General features: G+C 56.1%; 17 protein-coding genes and 2 tRNA genes. 10 read left to right on the top strand and 9 right to left on the bottom strand.

Annotated features, from left to right (window positions below; all coding sequences use genetic code 11):
• Window positions 1-33 precede the first annotated feature (33 nt).
• The 3 genes from ASF13_RS06325 (at window position 34) to ASF13_RS06335 (ending at window position 2,054) form a co-directional block, all read left to right on the top strand.
• Window positions 34-110, top strand: a tRNA-Asp gene (locus tag ASF13_RS06325).
• Between the two features lie 237 nt (window positions 111-347).
• Complete coding sequence (locus ASF13_RS06330; protein WP_056233751.1) at window positions 348-1,142, top strand: endonuclease/exonuclease/phosphatase family protein; 795 nt, start codon at window positions 348-350, stop codon at window positions 1,140-1,142.
• 147 nt (window positions 1,143-1,289) lie between these two features.
• On the top strand, window positions 1,290-2,054 hold the full coding sequence (locus tag ASF13_RS06335) for a class I SAM-dependent methyltransferase (RefSeq protein ID WP_056233753.1): 765 nt from the start codon (window positions 1,290-1,292) through the stop codon (window positions 2,052-2,054).
• A 91-nt stretch (window positions 2,055-2,145) separates the two neighbouring features.
• On the opposite strand, the gene mltD is transcribed toward ASF13_RS06335, so the two are convergent.
• Window positions 2,146-3,525 (bottom strand): murein transglycosylase D, encoded by a 1,380-nt coding sequence (mltD, locus tag ASF13_RS06340; protein ID WP_056233755.1) that lies wholly within the window; start codon window positions 3,523-3,525, stop codon window positions 2,146-2,148.
• Window positions 3,526-3,595: 70 nt separating this feature from the next.
• Window positions 3,596-4,351 carry a hydroxyacylglutathione hydrolase gene (gloB, locus tag ASF13_RS06345; RefSeq protein ID WP_056233757.1) on the bottom strand — a complete coding sequence of 252 codons (756 nt, stop codon included), beginning with the start codon at window positions 4,349-4,351 and terminating at the stop codon, window positions 3,596-3,598.
• 43 nt (window positions 4,352-4,394) lie between these two features.
• Here gloB and ASF13_RS06350 point away from each other — a divergent pair, with 43 nt between their 5' ends.
• Window positions 4,395-5,117, top strand: coding sequence for a methyltransferase domain-containing protein (locus ASF13_RS06350; protein ID WP_056233759.1), 723 nt, complete (start codon window positions 4,395-4,397; stop codon window positions 5,115-5,117).
• On the opposite strand, the gene rnhA is transcribed toward ASF13_RS06350, so the two are convergent.
• Window positions 5,102-5,569 (bottom strand): ribonuclease HI, encoded by a 468-nt coding sequence (rnhA, locus tag ASF13_RS06355; RefSeq protein ID WP_056233761.1) that lies wholly within the window; start codon window positions 5,567-5,569, stop codon window positions 5,102-5,104. The genes ASF13_RS06350 and rnhA overlap by 16 nt on opposite strands.
• 246 nt (window positions 5,570-5,815) lie before the next feature.
• Here rnhA and dnaQ point away from each other — a divergent pair, with 246 nt between their 5' ends.
• On the top strand, window positions 5,816-6,571 hold the full coding sequence (dnaQ, locus tag ASF13_RS06360; RefSeq protein ID WP_056233763.1) for a DNA polymerase III subunit epsilon: 756 nt from the start codon (window positions 5,816-5,818) through the stop codon (window positions 6,569-6,571).
• A gap of 133 nt (window positions 6,572-6,704) precedes the next feature.
• Window positions 6,705-6,781: transfer RNA gene (locus ASF13_RS06365), tRNA-Asp, on the top strand.
• Window positions 6,782-6,887: 106 nt separating this feature from the next.
• Here the strand turns inward: ASF13_RS06365 and ASF13_RS06370 are convergent.
• Complete coding sequence (locus ASF13_RS06370) at window positions 6,888-8,384, bottom strand: NCS1 family nucleobase:cation symporter-1 (RefSeq protein WP_056233765.1); 1,497 nt, start codon at window positions 8,382-8,384, stop codon at window positions 6,888-6,890.
• A gap of 144 nt (window positions 8,385-8,528) precedes the next feature.
• Here ASF13_RS06370 and ASF13_RS06375 point away from each other — a divergent pair, with 144 nt between their 5' ends.
• The 4 genes from ASF13_RS06375 to ASF13_RS06390 all read left to right on the top strand — a co-directional run bounded on the left by ASF13_RS06375 (window position 8,529) and on the right by ASF13_RS06390 (window position 11,890).
• Window positions 8,529-9,245 carry a GntR family transcriptional regulator gene (locus ASF13_RS06375; protein ID WP_056233766.1) on the top strand — a complete coding sequence of 239 codons (717 nt, stop codon included), beginning with the start codon at window positions 8,529-8,531 and terminating at the stop codon, window positions 9,243-9,245.
• A complete protein-coding gene (gene hpxA, locus ASF13_RS06380; RefSeq protein ID WP_056233768.1) occupies window positions 9,245-9,985 on the top strand; it encodes an allantoin racemase in 741 nt (246 codons plus the stop codon). The genes ASF13_RS06375 and hpxA overlap by 1 nt, the downstream gene beginning before the upstream one ends.
• Before the next feature lie 36 nt (window positions 9,986-10,021).
• Window positions 10,022-10,981, top strand: coding sequence for an allantoinase PuuE (puuE, locus tag ASF13_RS06385; RefSeq protein ID WP_056233769.1), 960 nt, complete (start codon window positions 10,022-10,024; stop codon window positions 10,979-10,981).
• Window positions 10,982-11,182: 201 nt separating this feature from the next.
• Complete coding sequence (locus ASF13_RS06390) at window positions 11,183-11,890, top strand: PAS domain-containing protein (protein WP_056233771.1); 708 nt, start codon at window positions 11,183-11,185, stop codon at window positions 11,888-11,890.
• A gap of 69 nt (window positions 11,891-11,959) precedes the next feature.
• Here ASF13_RS06390 and ASF13_RS06395 read toward each other — a convergent pair whose 3' ends face one another.
• From ASF13_RS06395 to hpxX, 5 genes are all read right to left on the bottom strand, one after another.
• Window positions 11,960-12,940 (bottom strand): hypothetical protein, encoded by a 981-nt coding sequence (locus tag ASF13_RS06395; RefSeq protein ID WP_056233773.1) that lies wholly within the window; start codon window positions 12,938-12,940, stop codon window positions 11,960-11,962.
• A 409-nt stretch (window positions 12,941-13,349) separates the two neighbouring features.
• Window positions 13,350-13,673 carry a helix-turn-helix transcriptional regulator gene (locus ASF13_RS24015; RefSeq protein ID WP_082502303.1) on the bottom strand — a complete coding sequence of 108 codons (324 nt, stop codon included), beginning with the start codon at window positions 13,671-13,673 and terminating at the stop codon, window positions 13,350-13,352.
• Between the two features lie 103 nt (window positions 13,674-13,776).
• Entirely contained in the window at window positions 13,777-14,160 is a 384-nt protein-coding gene (gene hpxZ / locus ASF13_RS06400; protein WP_056233775.1) for an oxalurate catabolism protein HpxZ, read from the bottom strand.
• 4 nt (window positions 14,161-14,164) lie between these two features.
• Window positions 14,165-15,559 carry an AtzE family amidohydrolase gene (locus ASF13_RS06405; protein ID WP_056233776.1) on the bottom strand — a complete coding sequence of 465 codons (1,395 nt, stop codon included), beginning with the start codon at window positions 15,557-15,559 and terminating at the stop codon, window positions 14,165-14,167.
• Complete coding sequence (gene hpxX, locus ASF13_RS06410; protein ID WP_056233778.1) at window positions 15,556-15,744, bottom strand: oxalurate catabolism protein HpxX; 189 nt, start codon at window positions 15,742-15,744, stop codon at window positions 15,556-15,558. The genes ASF13_RS06405 and hpxX overlap by 4 nt, the downstream gene beginning before the upstream one ends.
• Window positions 15,745-15,751 lie beyond the last annotated feature (7 nt).

Below are 15,751 nucleotides of genomic sequence, written 5' to 3' on the forward strand. Positions count from 1 at the left end.
TCAGACGTTTTCTGATATCAGTACAGAATCGGTGGAGCGGTAGTTCAGTTGGTTAGAATACCTGCCTGTCACGCAGGGGGTCGCGGGTTCGAGCCCCGTCCGTTCCGCCACTTAAACAGAGAAAGCCCTGAGTCATCTGACTCAGGGCTTTTTTCTTTTGTGTTTTACTCACCTTTTTCCTGCCAGTCGGCCGCTAAACGGCATTTTTAGCCTGTCTGGACGGTTGGTTTTTGCATTTACTTACCTTCTGCCGGACTGAATTTCACGCCTGACAATTGAAAGTGAGGGGTAAAGTCCCTATAACTGATCAACAGGTCTCTTTTGTTGTAATAAGTGCAGGCGGTAACGTGCGGAAAAAAACATATGCCATGAGATACGTAGCAGGGCAGCCCGTGGAGCGTATTTTCCCTCCGGGTGCCATGCTCCATGTCGGACAGGCATTACCACCTGGCGCGCCGCTGACCACCGAAAACACCCTGAAGGTGCTGGTCTGGAACATCTTCAAGCAGCAGCGAGCCGAGTGGCTCTCTGTGCTGCAGAATTTCGGTAAAGATGCCCATCTGGTACTGCTGCAGGAAGCGCAAACCACCCCTGAACTGGTGCATTTCGCCACCAGTAACTACCTCGCTGCCGACCAGGTGCCGGCCTTTGTGCTGCCTCAGCACCCCTCCGGCGTGATGACGCTGGCCTCTGCCCACCCGGTTTACTGCTGCCCGTTACGGGAGCGTGAGCCGCTGCTGCGGCTGGCCAAGTCGGCGCTGGTCACCGCTTATCCGTTGCCCGGCGGTCAGATGCTGATGGTGGTGAATATTCACGCGGTGAATTTCAGCCTCGGTATCGATGTCTACAGCAAGCAGCTGGGGCCTATCGGCGAACAGATCGTTCACCATCAGGGCCCGGTGATCATGGCCGGAGATTTCAACGCCTGGAGCCGCCAGCGCATTAACGCTCTGTACCGCTTTGCCCGAGAAATGGGGCTGCGGGAGGTACGCTTTACTGACGATCACCGGCGTAAAGCGTTTGGCCGCCCGCTGGATTTCGTTTTCTATCGCGGTATGGGCGTGGCGGAAGCCTCGGTGCTGGTCACCCGCGCCTCCGATCATAACCCGTTGCTGGTTGAATTCCACCCTAACCCTCTGTAACGTCAGGCTACAGGCTACAGGCTACAGGCTACAGGCTACAGGCTACAGGCTACACAGACTGGTTTGGGCTTTGAGCTGCAGGTTACACCACAGCAGGCTATCCCGTTCGTCGTCTGGTGGTCTGAGCGCGTTTAACCAGGAGGGTCAATGAGCATCAAACATCATCAACACGTTGAGCATCAGTTTGGCGATCGGGCGGAAGCCTACTTAGCCAGCGCGGTTCACGCCGGCGGGCAGGATCTACAGCAGCTGGCAGAACGTCTGTCACAGGCTCCCGCTGCGCGTTTGCTCGATCTTGGCTGTGGGGCAGGGCATGCCAGCTTTGTCGCGGCACAGCACGTTTCAGAGGTGGTGGCGTACGATCTGTCGGAGAGAATGCTGGAAGTAGTGAAACAGACCTCGGCAGAACGGGGTTACGATCGTCTTAGCACCCGACAGGGTTACGCTGAGCAGCTGCCGTTTGCCGACGGCGAATTTGATGTCGTAATCAGCCGCTACTCGGCGCACCACTGGCATGACGTCGGTAGCGCCTTACGCGAAGCGCGACGGGTGCTTAAACCGGGCGGCAGCGTAATTATTATGGACGTGTGCGCGCCGGGCAGCCCACCACTGGACATCTGGCTGCAGACAATCGAAGCGCTGCGCGACACCTCTCACGTGCGTAACTACGGGCCGGGCGAGTGGTTGACGCTGCTGACCGAAGCCGGCCTGCGCATCTCGGCGATAACTCAGGGGCGGCTGGGGCTGGAGTTCAGCAGCTGGGTCGCGCGTATGCGCACGCCACAGACGCTGGTTGATGCTATCCGTTTGTACCAGCAGAGTGCGGCAGAAGAGGTTCAGCGCTACTATGAGCTGCAGCCTGATGGCAGTTTTCATACCGACATCATCTTTATTGAAGCAACCCGCCCGTAAAAGGGCAAAGAAGCCCGACCCGACCGCCCCTAAAAAGGCATAAAAAAACCCGTCCGGAGACGGGTTTTTTATTGGCCTTAAGCCACCGATCTTAACTGTCTGGCCTGGTGTTATCAGCAACAAACAGCGTCAGGTTCACGCCGGGCTGCAGGTTCTTGCTGTTGCCTGCAACGCTGTTCCAGCGTTGCACGTCCTTGATTTTCACACCATGCTGTTTTGCGATACTGGCCAGAGAATCACCCTTACGAACGCGGTAGGTGATGCTGTCGCCGTTATCTGCCAGTTTCGATCCACTTCCGCCAATAGTCAGCGTCTGCCCCGGTTTAATACTGGCCCCGCGCAAATTATTTGCCCGCTGCAGGTCCTTCACCGACACATTCAGCCGTTTGGCAATCACCGACAGCGTATCGCCATTCCTCACCTTATAGGAGGAAGATGACGCGACGTTATTTGCCAGCGAAGTTGGCTGTACCGCAGCAATATCACCCGTTGCCAGGGAATTGCGCAGTTTGGCTACGTTAGACTTCGGTACCATAATGTAGTGAGGACCATTAGGTGCCGTCGTGCCACGCTTGTAGCCGGTATTAAAGCTCTTCAGTTTGCTGAGCGACATGCCGGCCATTTCGGCCGCCTGCGTCAGCTCAATCTGCTGACCGACTTCTACACGCGCCAGAGCGCGGGATTCGTTCGGTGTCGGCAGACGCACGCCATAGCGCTTGCTGTTCTTGAGGATCTGCCCCAGGGCCAGCATTTTAGGCACATAGACCGTCGTTTCTCTCGGCAGCGCTAAAGACCAGAAGTCCGTAGGTCGTCCACGGGCTTTATTTGCCTTCATCGCCTTCATCACGCGGCCTTCACCACTGTTATACGCAGCAACGGTCAGTAACCAGTCACCGTCAAACATGTCGTTAAGGCGTTGCATCATATCCAGAGCAACTTTGGTCGACGCCACGACATCACGTCGCCCGTCATACCACTGGGTCTGCTTAAGACCATAATTTTTACCCGTCTGCGGCACGATCTGCCAGATGCCTGCGGCATTGGCGGAAGACGTTGCGCGGGGGTCAAAAGCGCTCTCCACTATGGGTAGTAGTACCAGTTCCATCGGCATTTTACGTTGCTTAATCTGCTCGACTATCCAGTACATATACGGCTCTGCCCGTAATGTTACATCGTGGAGATAGCTCTTGTTACTCAGGTACTTCTGTTTTTGTTCGCGTATCCGGTAATTATCCGGAACCTTCATCTTCAGCTCGTCGCTAATGAAATTCCACAGATCTCTGCCCTGCGCCAGGGTCGTTCCATCATCCTGCCAGCGCGGAGACAACAACTCATCTGAGTACTGTCCATTTTCACCTTGACCTGCCGAAGACAAACTCTGTGCATGCTGTACGGGGATGTTAGCATCGTGCCTTGATGCCTGGCACCCCACCAGCAAGACTGAGGCGAGTAATATCGCTTTAGCCTTCATGTGTGTGTCAATAGTTCGCTTAAAAGACGAGCAATGATACGTGCTCGATCCTGACAACACAACCTTAAATTCAAAAAGTGTCTTTCTTCTCGCGTAGAGTCGCGAAAACCTGCCACTCATGTTGCGGGGATGTTTCGAAGCCAATTAACTTCTGTAATTCAGTATCTTGCGTTCTCAGAAATACATTAATTTTTCTTTCCAGTTCCAGCTTTGTCGGCAAAGTTATCTGGTTTTTTGCACGTAACTCTCTAATTTTATGGTAGTACTGCGTTATTTCGGCATTATCAGGGTCAATGGTGTGCGCAAAGGTTAAATTGGATAATGTATATTCATGGGCGCAGCAGACCAGCGTATCGGCAGGGAGTGCATTAATAGCTTGAAAAGACTCAAACATCTGCTTGGGTGTGCCTTCAAAAAGTCGGCCACATCCGCCGGAAAACATTGTGTCTCCGCAGAAAAGGTAAGGGAAGCTGAAATATGAGACATGTCCTAAAGTGTGACCCGGCGTGGAAAAAACGGTGAATTTGTTTCCCAATACGGTGATGTCGTCGCCATCTGCCACGATAAAGTTGGTCCCTTTGCCGCGGGTTTCTTCCGGTCCGTACACCGTTAAGCCGGGAAAACGGTCACACAATTCCGCCACGCCGCCGACATGATCGTGGTGATGATGGGTCAGTAATATAGCCTCTGGCTGCCACTGATTTTTCTCCAGCAGGCTGAGTACCGGCAGCGCTTCGCCCGGGTCGACGATCAGGCAGCGACCTGCGTCATCATTGAGGGTCCAGATGTAATTATCCTGCAGGGCCGGAATGCTGGTAAGATTCATTATTCACCTCTGTGTGCTGGTAACGGAAGGAAGATGTTAAAGCATGAAGCCCGCTAAAACACGTCAAATCCGCCCGGTTCCGACCCAATGGGCGCAGATGCCTTGCGGAGAGTTTTACCGCGATGCGCTATCCCATCACCTGCAGCCCACGCTGGCGAAACTTTACGGTTTTCACCTGTTAAAAATCGGCAGCCTGAGCGCAGAGATTGCTACCGACGCCTGTGGCATCTCACATCAGGTCAACGTCGGCGAGAGCGGTGATAATCTGCAGGTGATCGCCTCGCCGCTGAGCCTGCCCTTTGAGTCAAAATCGGTGGATGCCTGCCTGCTGGCGCACACGCTGGCCTGGAGCAGCGATCCGCACCGCATTCTGCGCGAAGTCGATCGGGTATTGATTGACGATGGCTGGATGATCATCAGCGGTTTCAATCTGTTCAGCGTGCTGGGCGTAGGGAAGCTTATTCCGGGCGTGCACCGTAAGATGCCCTGGAACAGCAGAATGTTCACCACCCTGCGCCTGCTCGACTGGCTGAGCCTGCTCAATTACGAAGTGGTACAGCGCAGCGGGTTTCAGGTCCTGCCCTGGAGCCGACAAGGCGGTAAGGTGATCAGCACGCACCTGCCCGCGCTGGGCTGTATGCATATGATCGTCGCCCGTAAGCGTACCTTCCCGCTTACCAGAAACCCGGCGAAGAGAAGCGCCGCCAGGCGTGCGCTCAGCCCGGTCAGCGCGAGCCCATTCCGTAAGCATCAGGAGCCGGACTGATATCCGATATCATCGGCGGTCGGTTTGCCCGCCGCCGATCGCGCCAGTTCATCACAGCGCTCATTTTCCACGTGACCGGCGTGCCCTTTAACCCACTTCCACTGGATCTCATGGTGGCTCAGCGCCTTGTCCAGCCGCTGCCAGAGGTCGACGTTTTTCACCGGCTTTTTATCGGCGGTCTTCCAGCCGCGCTTTTTCCAGTTATGGATCCAACTGGTGATCCCCTGACGCACGTACTGGCTGTCGGTGCTCAGTACCACGTTGCACTGCTCGTTCAGCGCTTCCAGCGCGACGATCGCCGCCATCATCTCCATGCGATTATTGGTGGTCAGCCGAAATCCGGCGCTGAACTCCTTTTCATGTTTACCGAAACGTAAAATCGCGCCGTAACCGCCGGGGCCTGGGTTACCCAGACAGGATCCGTCGGTGAAAATCTCAACCTGCTTTAACATTTTTGCCCGTCTTCCCGCTGTAAAACGCCAAGTCTGACATAAAGTGCTGCCGCGAGCATGGCAAAAAGCGCATTTACTGGCGATCGCGACGGGTTGATGCCGCTGCCGGTGCAGTCTGTCGCCCCAGGAGCATGACTTACCGGCCCGGCTGGTGTTACCCTGTCGGGCAATCGCGCAGGGTGTGCACCTGCGACACTTTCTCCAGCGGGCCTGCGCCCACGACTGATTAACCACCGGGTAAACGTCATGAGTTTCCAGAGTACATCCGAACGGGTCATCGTGCTTGATACCGAAACCACCGGTATGAACATGATTGGCGTCCACTATGAGGGGCACCGCATTATCGAAATCGGTGCCGTTGAAGTGGTCAATCGCCGCCTGACCGGCAATAACTTCCACGTCTACCTGAAACCGGACCGGCTGGTCGATCCGGAAGCGTTCGGCGTGCACGGCATTGCGGATGAATTCCTGGCGGATAAACCGACCTTTGCCGACGTTGCCGATGAGTTCCTCGCCTATATCGACGGCGCTGAGCTTGTTATCCATAACGCCTCGTTCGATATCGGCTTTATGGACTATGAATTCAGCAAGCTGAACCGGGGCATCGGTAAAACCGAAACGTTTTGCCAGATAACCGACAGCCTGGCGATGGCGCGTAAGATGTTTCCGGGCAAGCGCAACAGCCTCGACGCCCTCTGCTCACGTTATGAAATAGACAACAGCAAGCGTACGCTGCACGGCGCACTCCTTGACTCCGAAATCCTCGCCGAAGTTTTCCTGACCATGACCGGCGGGCAGACCTCGCTGACTTTTTCTATGGAGGGCGAACGCGATAAACAGGAAGGGGAAGAGACCATTCAACGCATTGTGCGGCCATCGTCGGGTCTGCGCGTGGTGCGCGCCAGCGCAGACGAGTGCGCGCTGCATGAGGCCCGTCTGGACCTGGTGATGAAAAAAGGCGGCAGCTGTTTATGGCGCCCGTCAGAGGACGCCGCGCAGTAAGTGGCTAAATTGCGACAGAAAAAGCCCGTTAAGCATAAAAAAAGAGCACTTAAGATAAAACCGGTTAAAAAGCGTTGACGTATAGCGTACCTGTCCGTAATATTCGCCTCGTTCCCGACGGGGAATAAAGCGCGGAGCGGTAGTTCAGTTGGTTAGAATACCTGCCTGTCACGCAGGGGGTCGCGGGTTCGAGCCCCGTCCGTTCCGCCAAGTATTAAGAAAGGCCGATTCTCAGGAATCGGCCTTTTGTCTTTTATGCGCCTTAAAAAAAGGACCGGATTAACCGGCCCTCTCTCACATCACTCTTACTGCATCATCACTCTTTCTGCATCACGACGTTTGCAGCGTAAGCCGGTGTGGCCTCGCGGCTCACTTCCTCACGCGCCATCCAGCGATAGGCACCCGCACCCAGCGCCACGCCGATAAACCAGCTGAAGTTTGCCACCGCGTGTAACGACGGGATAAAGCTGATCACCAGGCCGATGGCCACGGCGGGCAGCAGTGCACCAATCGCTTTCGGGTTAAAGCCGCCGCGATACCAGTATTTACCGGCCGGCGTCGCGTCAAACAGATCATCCACCGACACCTTCCCACGCTTAACGATGTAGAAGTCCACCAGCAGAATACCGAACAGCGGACCGATGAATGCCCCCAGCACGTCCAGCGTGTAGTGGATCAGCTCCGGTGAGTTAAACAGGTTCCACGGCGTCAGCAGCACCGAGCCTACCGCGGCAATCATGCCGCCGGTGCGGAAGCTGATCTTCTGCGGCGAGCAGTTAGAGAAGTCAAAGGCCGGTGAGACAAAGTTGGCCACGATGTTGATGCCGATGGTGGCGGTAATCATGGTTAACAGGCCAATCGCCACCGCCAGGTCGCTGCCGACCATGCTGACGGTCTCAATCGGGTCAACGATCATACGGCCAAACAGCGACTGGGTACCGGAGACGATCACCACGGTAACAATTGAGAACAGCAGGAAGTTGAACGGCAGTCCCCAGCGGTTACCGCGTCTGATCTCGCCCATGCTTTTGCCGTAGCGGGAGAAGTCTCCAAAGTTAAGCAGCGGGCCGGAGAAGTAGGAGACTACCAGCGCGGTGGCGGTAATCATCTGCCACGTTTGCTCACCGGCGGTCAGCGACTTGCTGGCCAGAGTGAACGAAATGCCGTCAAAGCCGGTTTTGTATACAATCCATCCCGCCAGCGCGCCCATCACCACGTACACGGCCGGCCCGGCGATATCGATAAAGCGCTTAATCGCGTTCATCCCGTGCCAGAACACCATCGCCTGCAGCAGCCACATAATGCCGAAGCAGAGCCAGCCCAGCTGTGACAGGCCCAGCCAGCTGACCTGGGTCATCGGCGCCAGCGCCGGCCAGAACTTAAGCGACACCAGCATCAGCGCGTTAGCCGCCAGGTAGGTCTGAATACCGTACCAGGCAAACGCGATCAGCCCGCGGATCACCGCCGGGATATTGGCGCCGAACACGCCGAAAGCCTGGCGGCAGATCACCGCGTAGGGCACGCCCGCTATCTGGCTGGGCTTCGCCACCAGGTTGGCGCACAGCTGCACGATGCAGATACCGGCCAGCAGGCACAACAGCACCTGCCAGCTGGCCAGGCCGAGGGTGAAGAAGCTGGCCGCCACCACGTAGCCACCCATACTGTGTACATCGGACATCCAGAACGAAAAGATGTTGTACCAGCTCCAGTTCTGGTCACGGGTCGGGGCGAGATCGTCATTACACAGCCGGGGGCTGTAGTTGGCACGGGCTTCTGCGGCCGCGTCCTGGGAACTCATTTGACTGTTTGGCATGAAACCTGCTCCTCAAAGAGATGATAAAACCGGTTGGGTTGCATCAGGTATTGCAGGATCCAGGCCAGATCGTAATTTCATGTATACAAAAATGACGAATACTGTGTACGATTTGCCAGGGCGATGATGTTGACGGAGCGAAAAATGAAGAGTGAAACCGGGCTGAAAACGGCCTCCGACCTGAATGATAAGGACGAGCCGATCTATCAGGCGCTAATGACGGCGATTGTGGAGCACCAGCTCCCGCCGGGCAGTAAATTGCCGGAAGAGGCCCTCTCTGAGGTGTTTGGCGTCAGCCGCACCGGCATTCGTAAGGTGCTGCAGCGCCTCGCAGCGGTGCAAATGATCACCCTGACGCCCAAACGTGGTGCGCAGGTCGCCACGCCGACGGTGGAAGAGGCGCAGGATATCTTCCACACCCGATGCCTGCTGGAGTGCGCCAACCTGGCGGACGTACTGGCCCGCTGCCAGCCGCCGCATCTGGCGGCGCTGGAAAAGCTGATCCGCCAGGAGCAGCAGGCGCATGACGCTCACGACGGTGCCGCCGCGATCCGTCTTTCCGCCGCCTTTCACATCCAGCTGCAGGCGATCTCCGGCAATCAGGTGCTGACCGAAATGGTCACCCGGCTGAGCCAGCGCTCCTCGCTGGTGGTAGCGGCCTATGGCTCCCCCTGGAAGCAGGGCTGCCGCTGTGACGATCACGACCAGCTGCTGATCCTGCTGCGCGAGCGGGCGCTGGTGCCGCTGACTGACGCACTACGGCAACATTTCGATCATATTGTGGCCAGCCTGCGCTTTGAACGCGGCGGCGAAACCCTGCCGGATTTCGCCCGGCTGTTTGCAGGTAAAGGAGTGGAGTGATGAGTAACCGACAGCTGATCCAGGTGATTAACCCCAACACAAGCCTGGCGATGACCGAAACCATCGGCCGCGCCGCGCGGGCGGTGGCCGGGGCGAACACCGATATTCTGGCGGTGTGCCCGGCACAGGGCGTGCCTTCCATCGAAGGCCACTTTGATGAGGCGATAGCCGCCATCGGCGTGCTGGAGCAGGTCAAAGCCGGCCGTGAGCAGGGCGCACGCGGCCACGTGATCGCCTGCTTTGGCGATCCGGGGCTGCTGGCCGCCCGTGAGCTGGCTTCCGGGCCGGTGGTGGGCATTGCCGAAGCGGCGATGCATGTGGCCACCCTGGTGGCCACCCGTTTCTCCATCGTCACCACGCTGCCGCGCACGGTGGTGATTGCCCGGCACCTGCTGCAGCAGTACGGTTTTGTGCACCACTGCGCCGCGATCCACGCCATCGACCTGCCGGTGCTGGCGCTGGAAGACGGCAGCGGCGTGGCGCAGGAGAAAGTGCGCCAGCGTTGTATCCAGGCCAAACGCGAAGACGGCAGCGGGGCGATCGTGCTCGGCTGCGGCGGCATGGCGGACCTGGCGCAGGAGCTGACGCGTGAACTGGGGCTGCCGGTGATCGACGGCGTGGGCGCGGCGGTCAAAATGGTTGAATCGCTGCTGGCGCTGGGGCTGGGCACCAGCAAACACGGCGATCTGGATTATCCGGTGGCAAAAAGGCTGTCCGGTCAGTTTGAGCGCCTAAACTAAGGTGATAACGCACGCCGACAACACAGGATGCTGGTTATGAGTGATACCCCCGAAAAGAAAGAGTACGGCTTCAACAAAAACTATCCGCGTGACCTGCGCGGCTATGCGGGACAGCCGCCGCACGCGGCCTGGCCGAAGAAGGCGCGCATTGCGGTGCAGTTTGTCCTCAACTACGAAGAGGGCGCGGAAAACAACGTGCTGCACGGCGACGCCGGCTCCGAGCAGTTTCTTTCGGATATTATCGGCGCGGCCAGCTATCCCGAGCGCCATATGTCGATGGACTCGCTGTACGAATACGGTTCCCGCGCCGGTTTCTGGCGCATTCACAACGAGTTTCAGAAACGCGGGCTGCCGCTGAGCGTATTTGGCGTGGCGATGGCGCTGGCGCGTCACCCGGAAATCGTTGAAGCGATTAAAGCGGCGGATTACGACGTGGTCAGCCACGGCTGGCGCTGGATCCACTATCAGGGGATGGATGCGAAAACCGAGCGGCAGCACATGCAGCTGGCGCTGGACACGCTGACCGACCTGTTTGGCAAAACGCCCACCGGCTGGTACACCGGCCGCGACAGCCCGAACACCCGGCGGCTGGTGGTGGAGCAGGGCGGCCTGACCTACGACAGCGACTACTACGGTGACGATCTGCCGTTCTGGACCCAGGTCACCTGCCTGGACGGCACGGTGAAGCCGCACCTGATTATTCCGTATTCCCTTGAAACCAACGACATGCGCTTTGCCACCCCGCAGGGCTTCAACACCGCCGAGCAGTTCTATACCTACCTGCGCGACAGTTTTGACGTGCTGTATGAAGAGGGCGAAGAGGCACCGAAAATGATGTCGATCGGCATGCACTGCCGGCTGCTCGGCCGCCCCGGCCGCTTCCGCGCGCTGCAGCGCTTCCTCGATCACATCCAGCAGCACGACCGTGTATGGATCTGCACCCGCCAGCAGATCGCCGATCACTGGATGAAAAAACACCCCGCCCCGGTGATGTAAGCGTTCAGGACGAGCGAGGGCTCGTCCTTTATCTTTTCGAGTTATCCTTTCCATCACAAAAATTGTTAATTCAATAGATTACTATTCACTTCGTGCTTTAATTTTACTCGTCCTGATTACTTTTTATCTTCAAAATTTATACTCACTCATTCCTGAACTGGAACCGAATGGTTATTTATTAGTGGATGTGGAGATGAAAGCATGAGTTATAAAGATAGAGATACCGAGATAGAGAGTATTATTGCCCCTTTGACTCGCTATTGGGAAGGGAGCAATGAATCCTGGTGGGTTAAAAACAATAAATCACAGTTTGTGTATGCTAATAAAGAGATCAAGCGTTTTTTGACAATTCCTGAAGGTTTTAATCTTGAAGGGCGTTATGATGGAGAGTTGCCTGTAGCAATACATGAATTTGAACCGGAATTTCAGGCTCATGACAGGAAGGTTGAGGAGTATCGGGACAGAATGACCTCAATAGAAATACATAAGATTGGAAACGATGATTTTTTTCAGCCATGGTATTGTGATAAGTTTCCAATAATAGGGCGGTCTGGTGAGGTGCTTGGCATTATTGCGCACAATAGGCCTGTTGATTCGATTGCTATCACTCGGCTTAAAAAAATTAAAATACCGACTTCACTTATATTCACGCCACCGGATAATATATTTACGCTTAAAGAATGGGAGGTTATTTTCTACACGTGTCAGTCTTTCACGCCAAAAATGATTGAAAGAGCGATCGGCGTTTCCAACCGAACTGTGGAAGATACGCTTTGTCGGATTTATAAAAAAGCAGGCGTGGGTAATAAACGTGGACTTCTGGATTATTGTATCGAAAATGGCTTTAATAACTTTATCCCGCAGAGTATTTTTAAAACCTGTGAGTCGATTATTCCCTTCGGAAGCTGACTTTTTCGAGTTTAGATGCAGAAGCTATGTGGCGCTTCTGCATCTAATGAGTCGCTTGCAGTATTCCTTTTAACGCTTTTTTGACTCTCTGGTTAGTTTTAATAAGATAACCAGAGCCAGTAGGATCGTGTTAATAATAAACACCCACTCCATTTTCCCCGACTGCAACGCAGTACCTATGCTGGTGATTCCGAAGAAGGTGATCATCGAACGAGGTATGCGAAAAGCCGCCATCGTCTGCCCGTACTCATTCACCCTACTGGCCTCCCTGACCCGTGCAGAGATAAAAATCCCCCACCATACGCCGATAAATTCCAGTGAAACGACTACAGCCGGAAGGAAAAGAGGGCTGTGGCTGGCGGTGTTTGACATCGATAACGTTGCTGCAATGGCAAAGACCAGCAGAAAGCTGCACAGAAAAAAATACCAGCGAAAACTTGTGTTGCCGAATTTCAGAATCTTTGGATACAACCATGAAGCGAAACTATCCAGTATGCCACTCACTGCACCGAACAGGAAAATGACGGTGTAAGGTGTGGTTTTCAACGTAAAGGCGATAACGTCAAAGTTAGCGCTGAATGACGTTTCTGTAAAAGCGATAGCGCACATGGCTAACGCCAGGAATCCATTTTCTTTGATTAAAAGAAAAGATTTTTTATAAATATGACGAAAGCCCTCTTCAGCTGTTTTTTCATAGATCTCCTGAACGGGAGAAATGTTCAGGTTCCGTAGAGAAAGAATCAACGCTGACGATATAACTAAGCAGATAGCAGAAGTAAGGTGAAAGATAAATGTCCACTTGTAATCATAGAAAAACGCCAGCAGGAGGCTGGAGAGCAGGACCGCGAGACCCGATACTCTCGATTCCAGCGCAACGCTGTTCTCATAATTATCTGCAAGTAGTGGAATTATGTATTGACTGACGATAATAGCGTTCAGGTTGAATAATAAGGAAAACAAAACAACCAATGCGCTGGTGAAGGTTACTTCAAATATGGATATGTAGCCAAATAATAGTACGATTAGTGCGCTGAGGATTTGTCCACCCACAAGCCATAAAAGTTTTTTTTAGAGCGATCTATGATCCTGCCTGCCAGTGGTCCCCAAAAGAGACTGGATAAAGTGGTGATACCAATAAGTATTGAGGCCTGAAACGGGGATGCGCCTGTCTTAAGTAAAAACCATGAAAAATAACCAATATAGAGATAGACACCGAACGATGTCAGAAACAGAAAAGGATAAATTATTTTTTTGAATTCATGGTTATTCATTCCTTAACTCCACTCTTGCGAGGTGCTGATAATCAAAAGATGGGCCTGTGGTGAAAAGTGACTGATAGCATTGCAAAAAATGAATAATGAGATTCAGGAAGATGACTGACGAATTGAGCGGTGACGACGAAAACACATATCCCTGAATAGTCATACGCTAATCTCCATTGCCAAAATGCAGAAACCGCCTACGGATATCTGCGCTTCTGCCTTCCCCTGAAGCGATCCCGCTCACGGCGGGCTAAGAAGCGGCTGGGCCAGATTTGTTCGGGGTTGACGCCAATCGCGTTGGCGATAATCAGCTCCCCCTTCGGCCACGGGCGGTTAAGCGCGTTAGCCAGCGTTCCCTCGGCTAACCCGTGCGCGCGTGACAATGACGCTACCGACCCTCCCGTCATATGGATTGCGCAGATAATTTCATTACGGTGCCAGTCTTTATTGGCAGGTGGAGGGTTTTCATCCTGCGGGTTTGGGTGTGCATCAGAAACAGTAACGTGCGGATGATTGCTCATTTTTTGCTCCCTGTTTGGTCAACAGGGGCAGTTGTAACACCGGCCCCTGGCGCACGCCACCGTGAGTTTTACGGACTTCGGCGCAGGCCAGTGCCGGCGCGGCTTAGCGCATGATGCTGACCTGCGCCGCCACGATCCGCCAGCCCTCAGGAAGGCGGATCCAGGTCTGCTGCTGGCGGCCGATATTATCGTTCCCTTCACGGGTAAATTCGGTGCTGCACACCGCCATGTCGTTGCCGTAGCAGGTGATCACCGTATTACGCAGCTGGCGGTCAAGACCGGCCGACGGCCGGGCGGCGCGAAACTCCCGAATCGCGTCAATGCCGTAGAGATTCTCACCGGCCCCGAGCCGCACGGTGCGCGGATCGTGCCAGAACAGCTCGTCCAGTACCGCAATGTCATTGCTGACTAACGCCTGCTCATAGCGGTAGAAGGCGGCGGTGACCTCGGCAATCACCGCCGGACGATCGATATCTTCAGTTCTCATTGCATCACTCCATAACGGGCAGCACCGCCCGGGCCAGTCCACTCTGCTCCAGCGCACGGGCGGCGCGCAGGCAGGCGGCTTCGTTAAACGGCGCGGCGATCAGCTGCAGGCCGATGGGTAATCCACCGGGCGTCTGCAGCGGCACGCTGACCACCGGCAGGCCGAGGAAGGAGATCGGCTGGGTCAGCATCCCCATGCTGGCGCGGATTGGCAGATCCTGGCCGTTGATGTGCATGGTCTGCTGGCCGATCGGGGTGGCGCTGGTCGGGGTGGCCGGAGCGATCAGCACGTCGACCTGTTCAAACAGCGGCAGCACCTGCTGTTGCCAGTGGCGGCGGAAGCGCTGCGCCTGTACGTACCAGGCTCCTGGCAGCATCGCGCCCGCCAGCAGGCGCTCGCGTGAGGCGGGTTCGAAGTCCTGCGGCGCACGCTTCAGTGCCGGCAGATAGTGGCTGCCCCCCTCCGAAGCGGTAATAATAAATGCCGAGGTACGCGCCAGGTCGGTGTCCGCCAGCTCGAAGGTCTCGGTGGCGTTCAGCACCTGCGCGGCGCGGGCCACCGCGTTGCGCGCGTCGTCATCGCACCACTGACTGAACCAGCCGCCGAGCACGCCGCAGCGTAATCCTTCGCCGCTGCGTTCCAGCTGCGGCATCACCGGTTGCAGCGGTGCGTCGGCCTGGAAGGCATCGGCAGCATCGTGCCCCTGCAGGGCGTCATAGACCAGCGTCAGGTCGCTGACCCGGCGGGCAAAAGGTCCTATATGGTCAAGGCTGGCGACAAACGGATGGCTGCCGCCGCGCGACAGGCGGCCAAAGGTCGGTTTCAGGCCGAAGATGCCGCATAGCGACGCCGGCACGCGGATCGAGCCGTTGGTATCGCTGCCGAGCGAGAAGGGGATCAGCCCGGCGGCCACCGCTGCCGCCGACCCGCCGGAGGAGCCGCCGGCGATGCGCTTCAGATCGTGTGGGTTACGGGTGGCACCGTAGTGGCTGTTCTCGGTGGTAAAACCGTAGGCGTAGGCATCCATATTCAGCATGCCGGAGAGCAGGCCGCCGCAGCGGTTAAGCTGCTGCACCGCCCAGGCATCCTGCCGCGCCGGTGCCCGTTCGCTGAACAGGCTGGCCCCGGCCAGCGTGCTGTGGCCGGTAACGTCAAACAGGTTTTTTACCGCATAGGGCACGGCGGCCAGCGCGGGCAGCGGCTGACCTTCGCGGCGCAGGCGATCGAGGCGATCGGCCTCCTGCAGCATGCGATCGTCGGTGACGTGCGTCCAGGCGTTGATCGCCGGATTATGCTGGTGGATCGCCGCCAGCGTCTGGCCGGCAATCTCGCGGGCGCTCAGCTCGCCAGCGGAGAACGCCGCGCTCAGCTGTTGAATCGACAGGTCATGCAGGCTCATGCTTTGTACACTCCTGCCACTTCCAGCCGGTCGTCGAGCGGGAAGTTCATTAACGGCCCGGCCATCCCGGCGATGCGGGTAAACTGCACCAGCAGCTCCGCGCGGCGCGCGTCGTCCAGCTCAAGCCCGAGGACCTGTTCCATCTGTGAGATATAGATCGCCCAGTCGGCGTGATACTGCGTCATGATCGTC

The organism is Erwinia sp. Leaf53 (assembly GCF_001422605.1).
Lineage (GTDB): Bacteria > Pseudomonadota > Gammaproteobacteria > Enterobacterales > Enterobacteriaceae > Erwinia.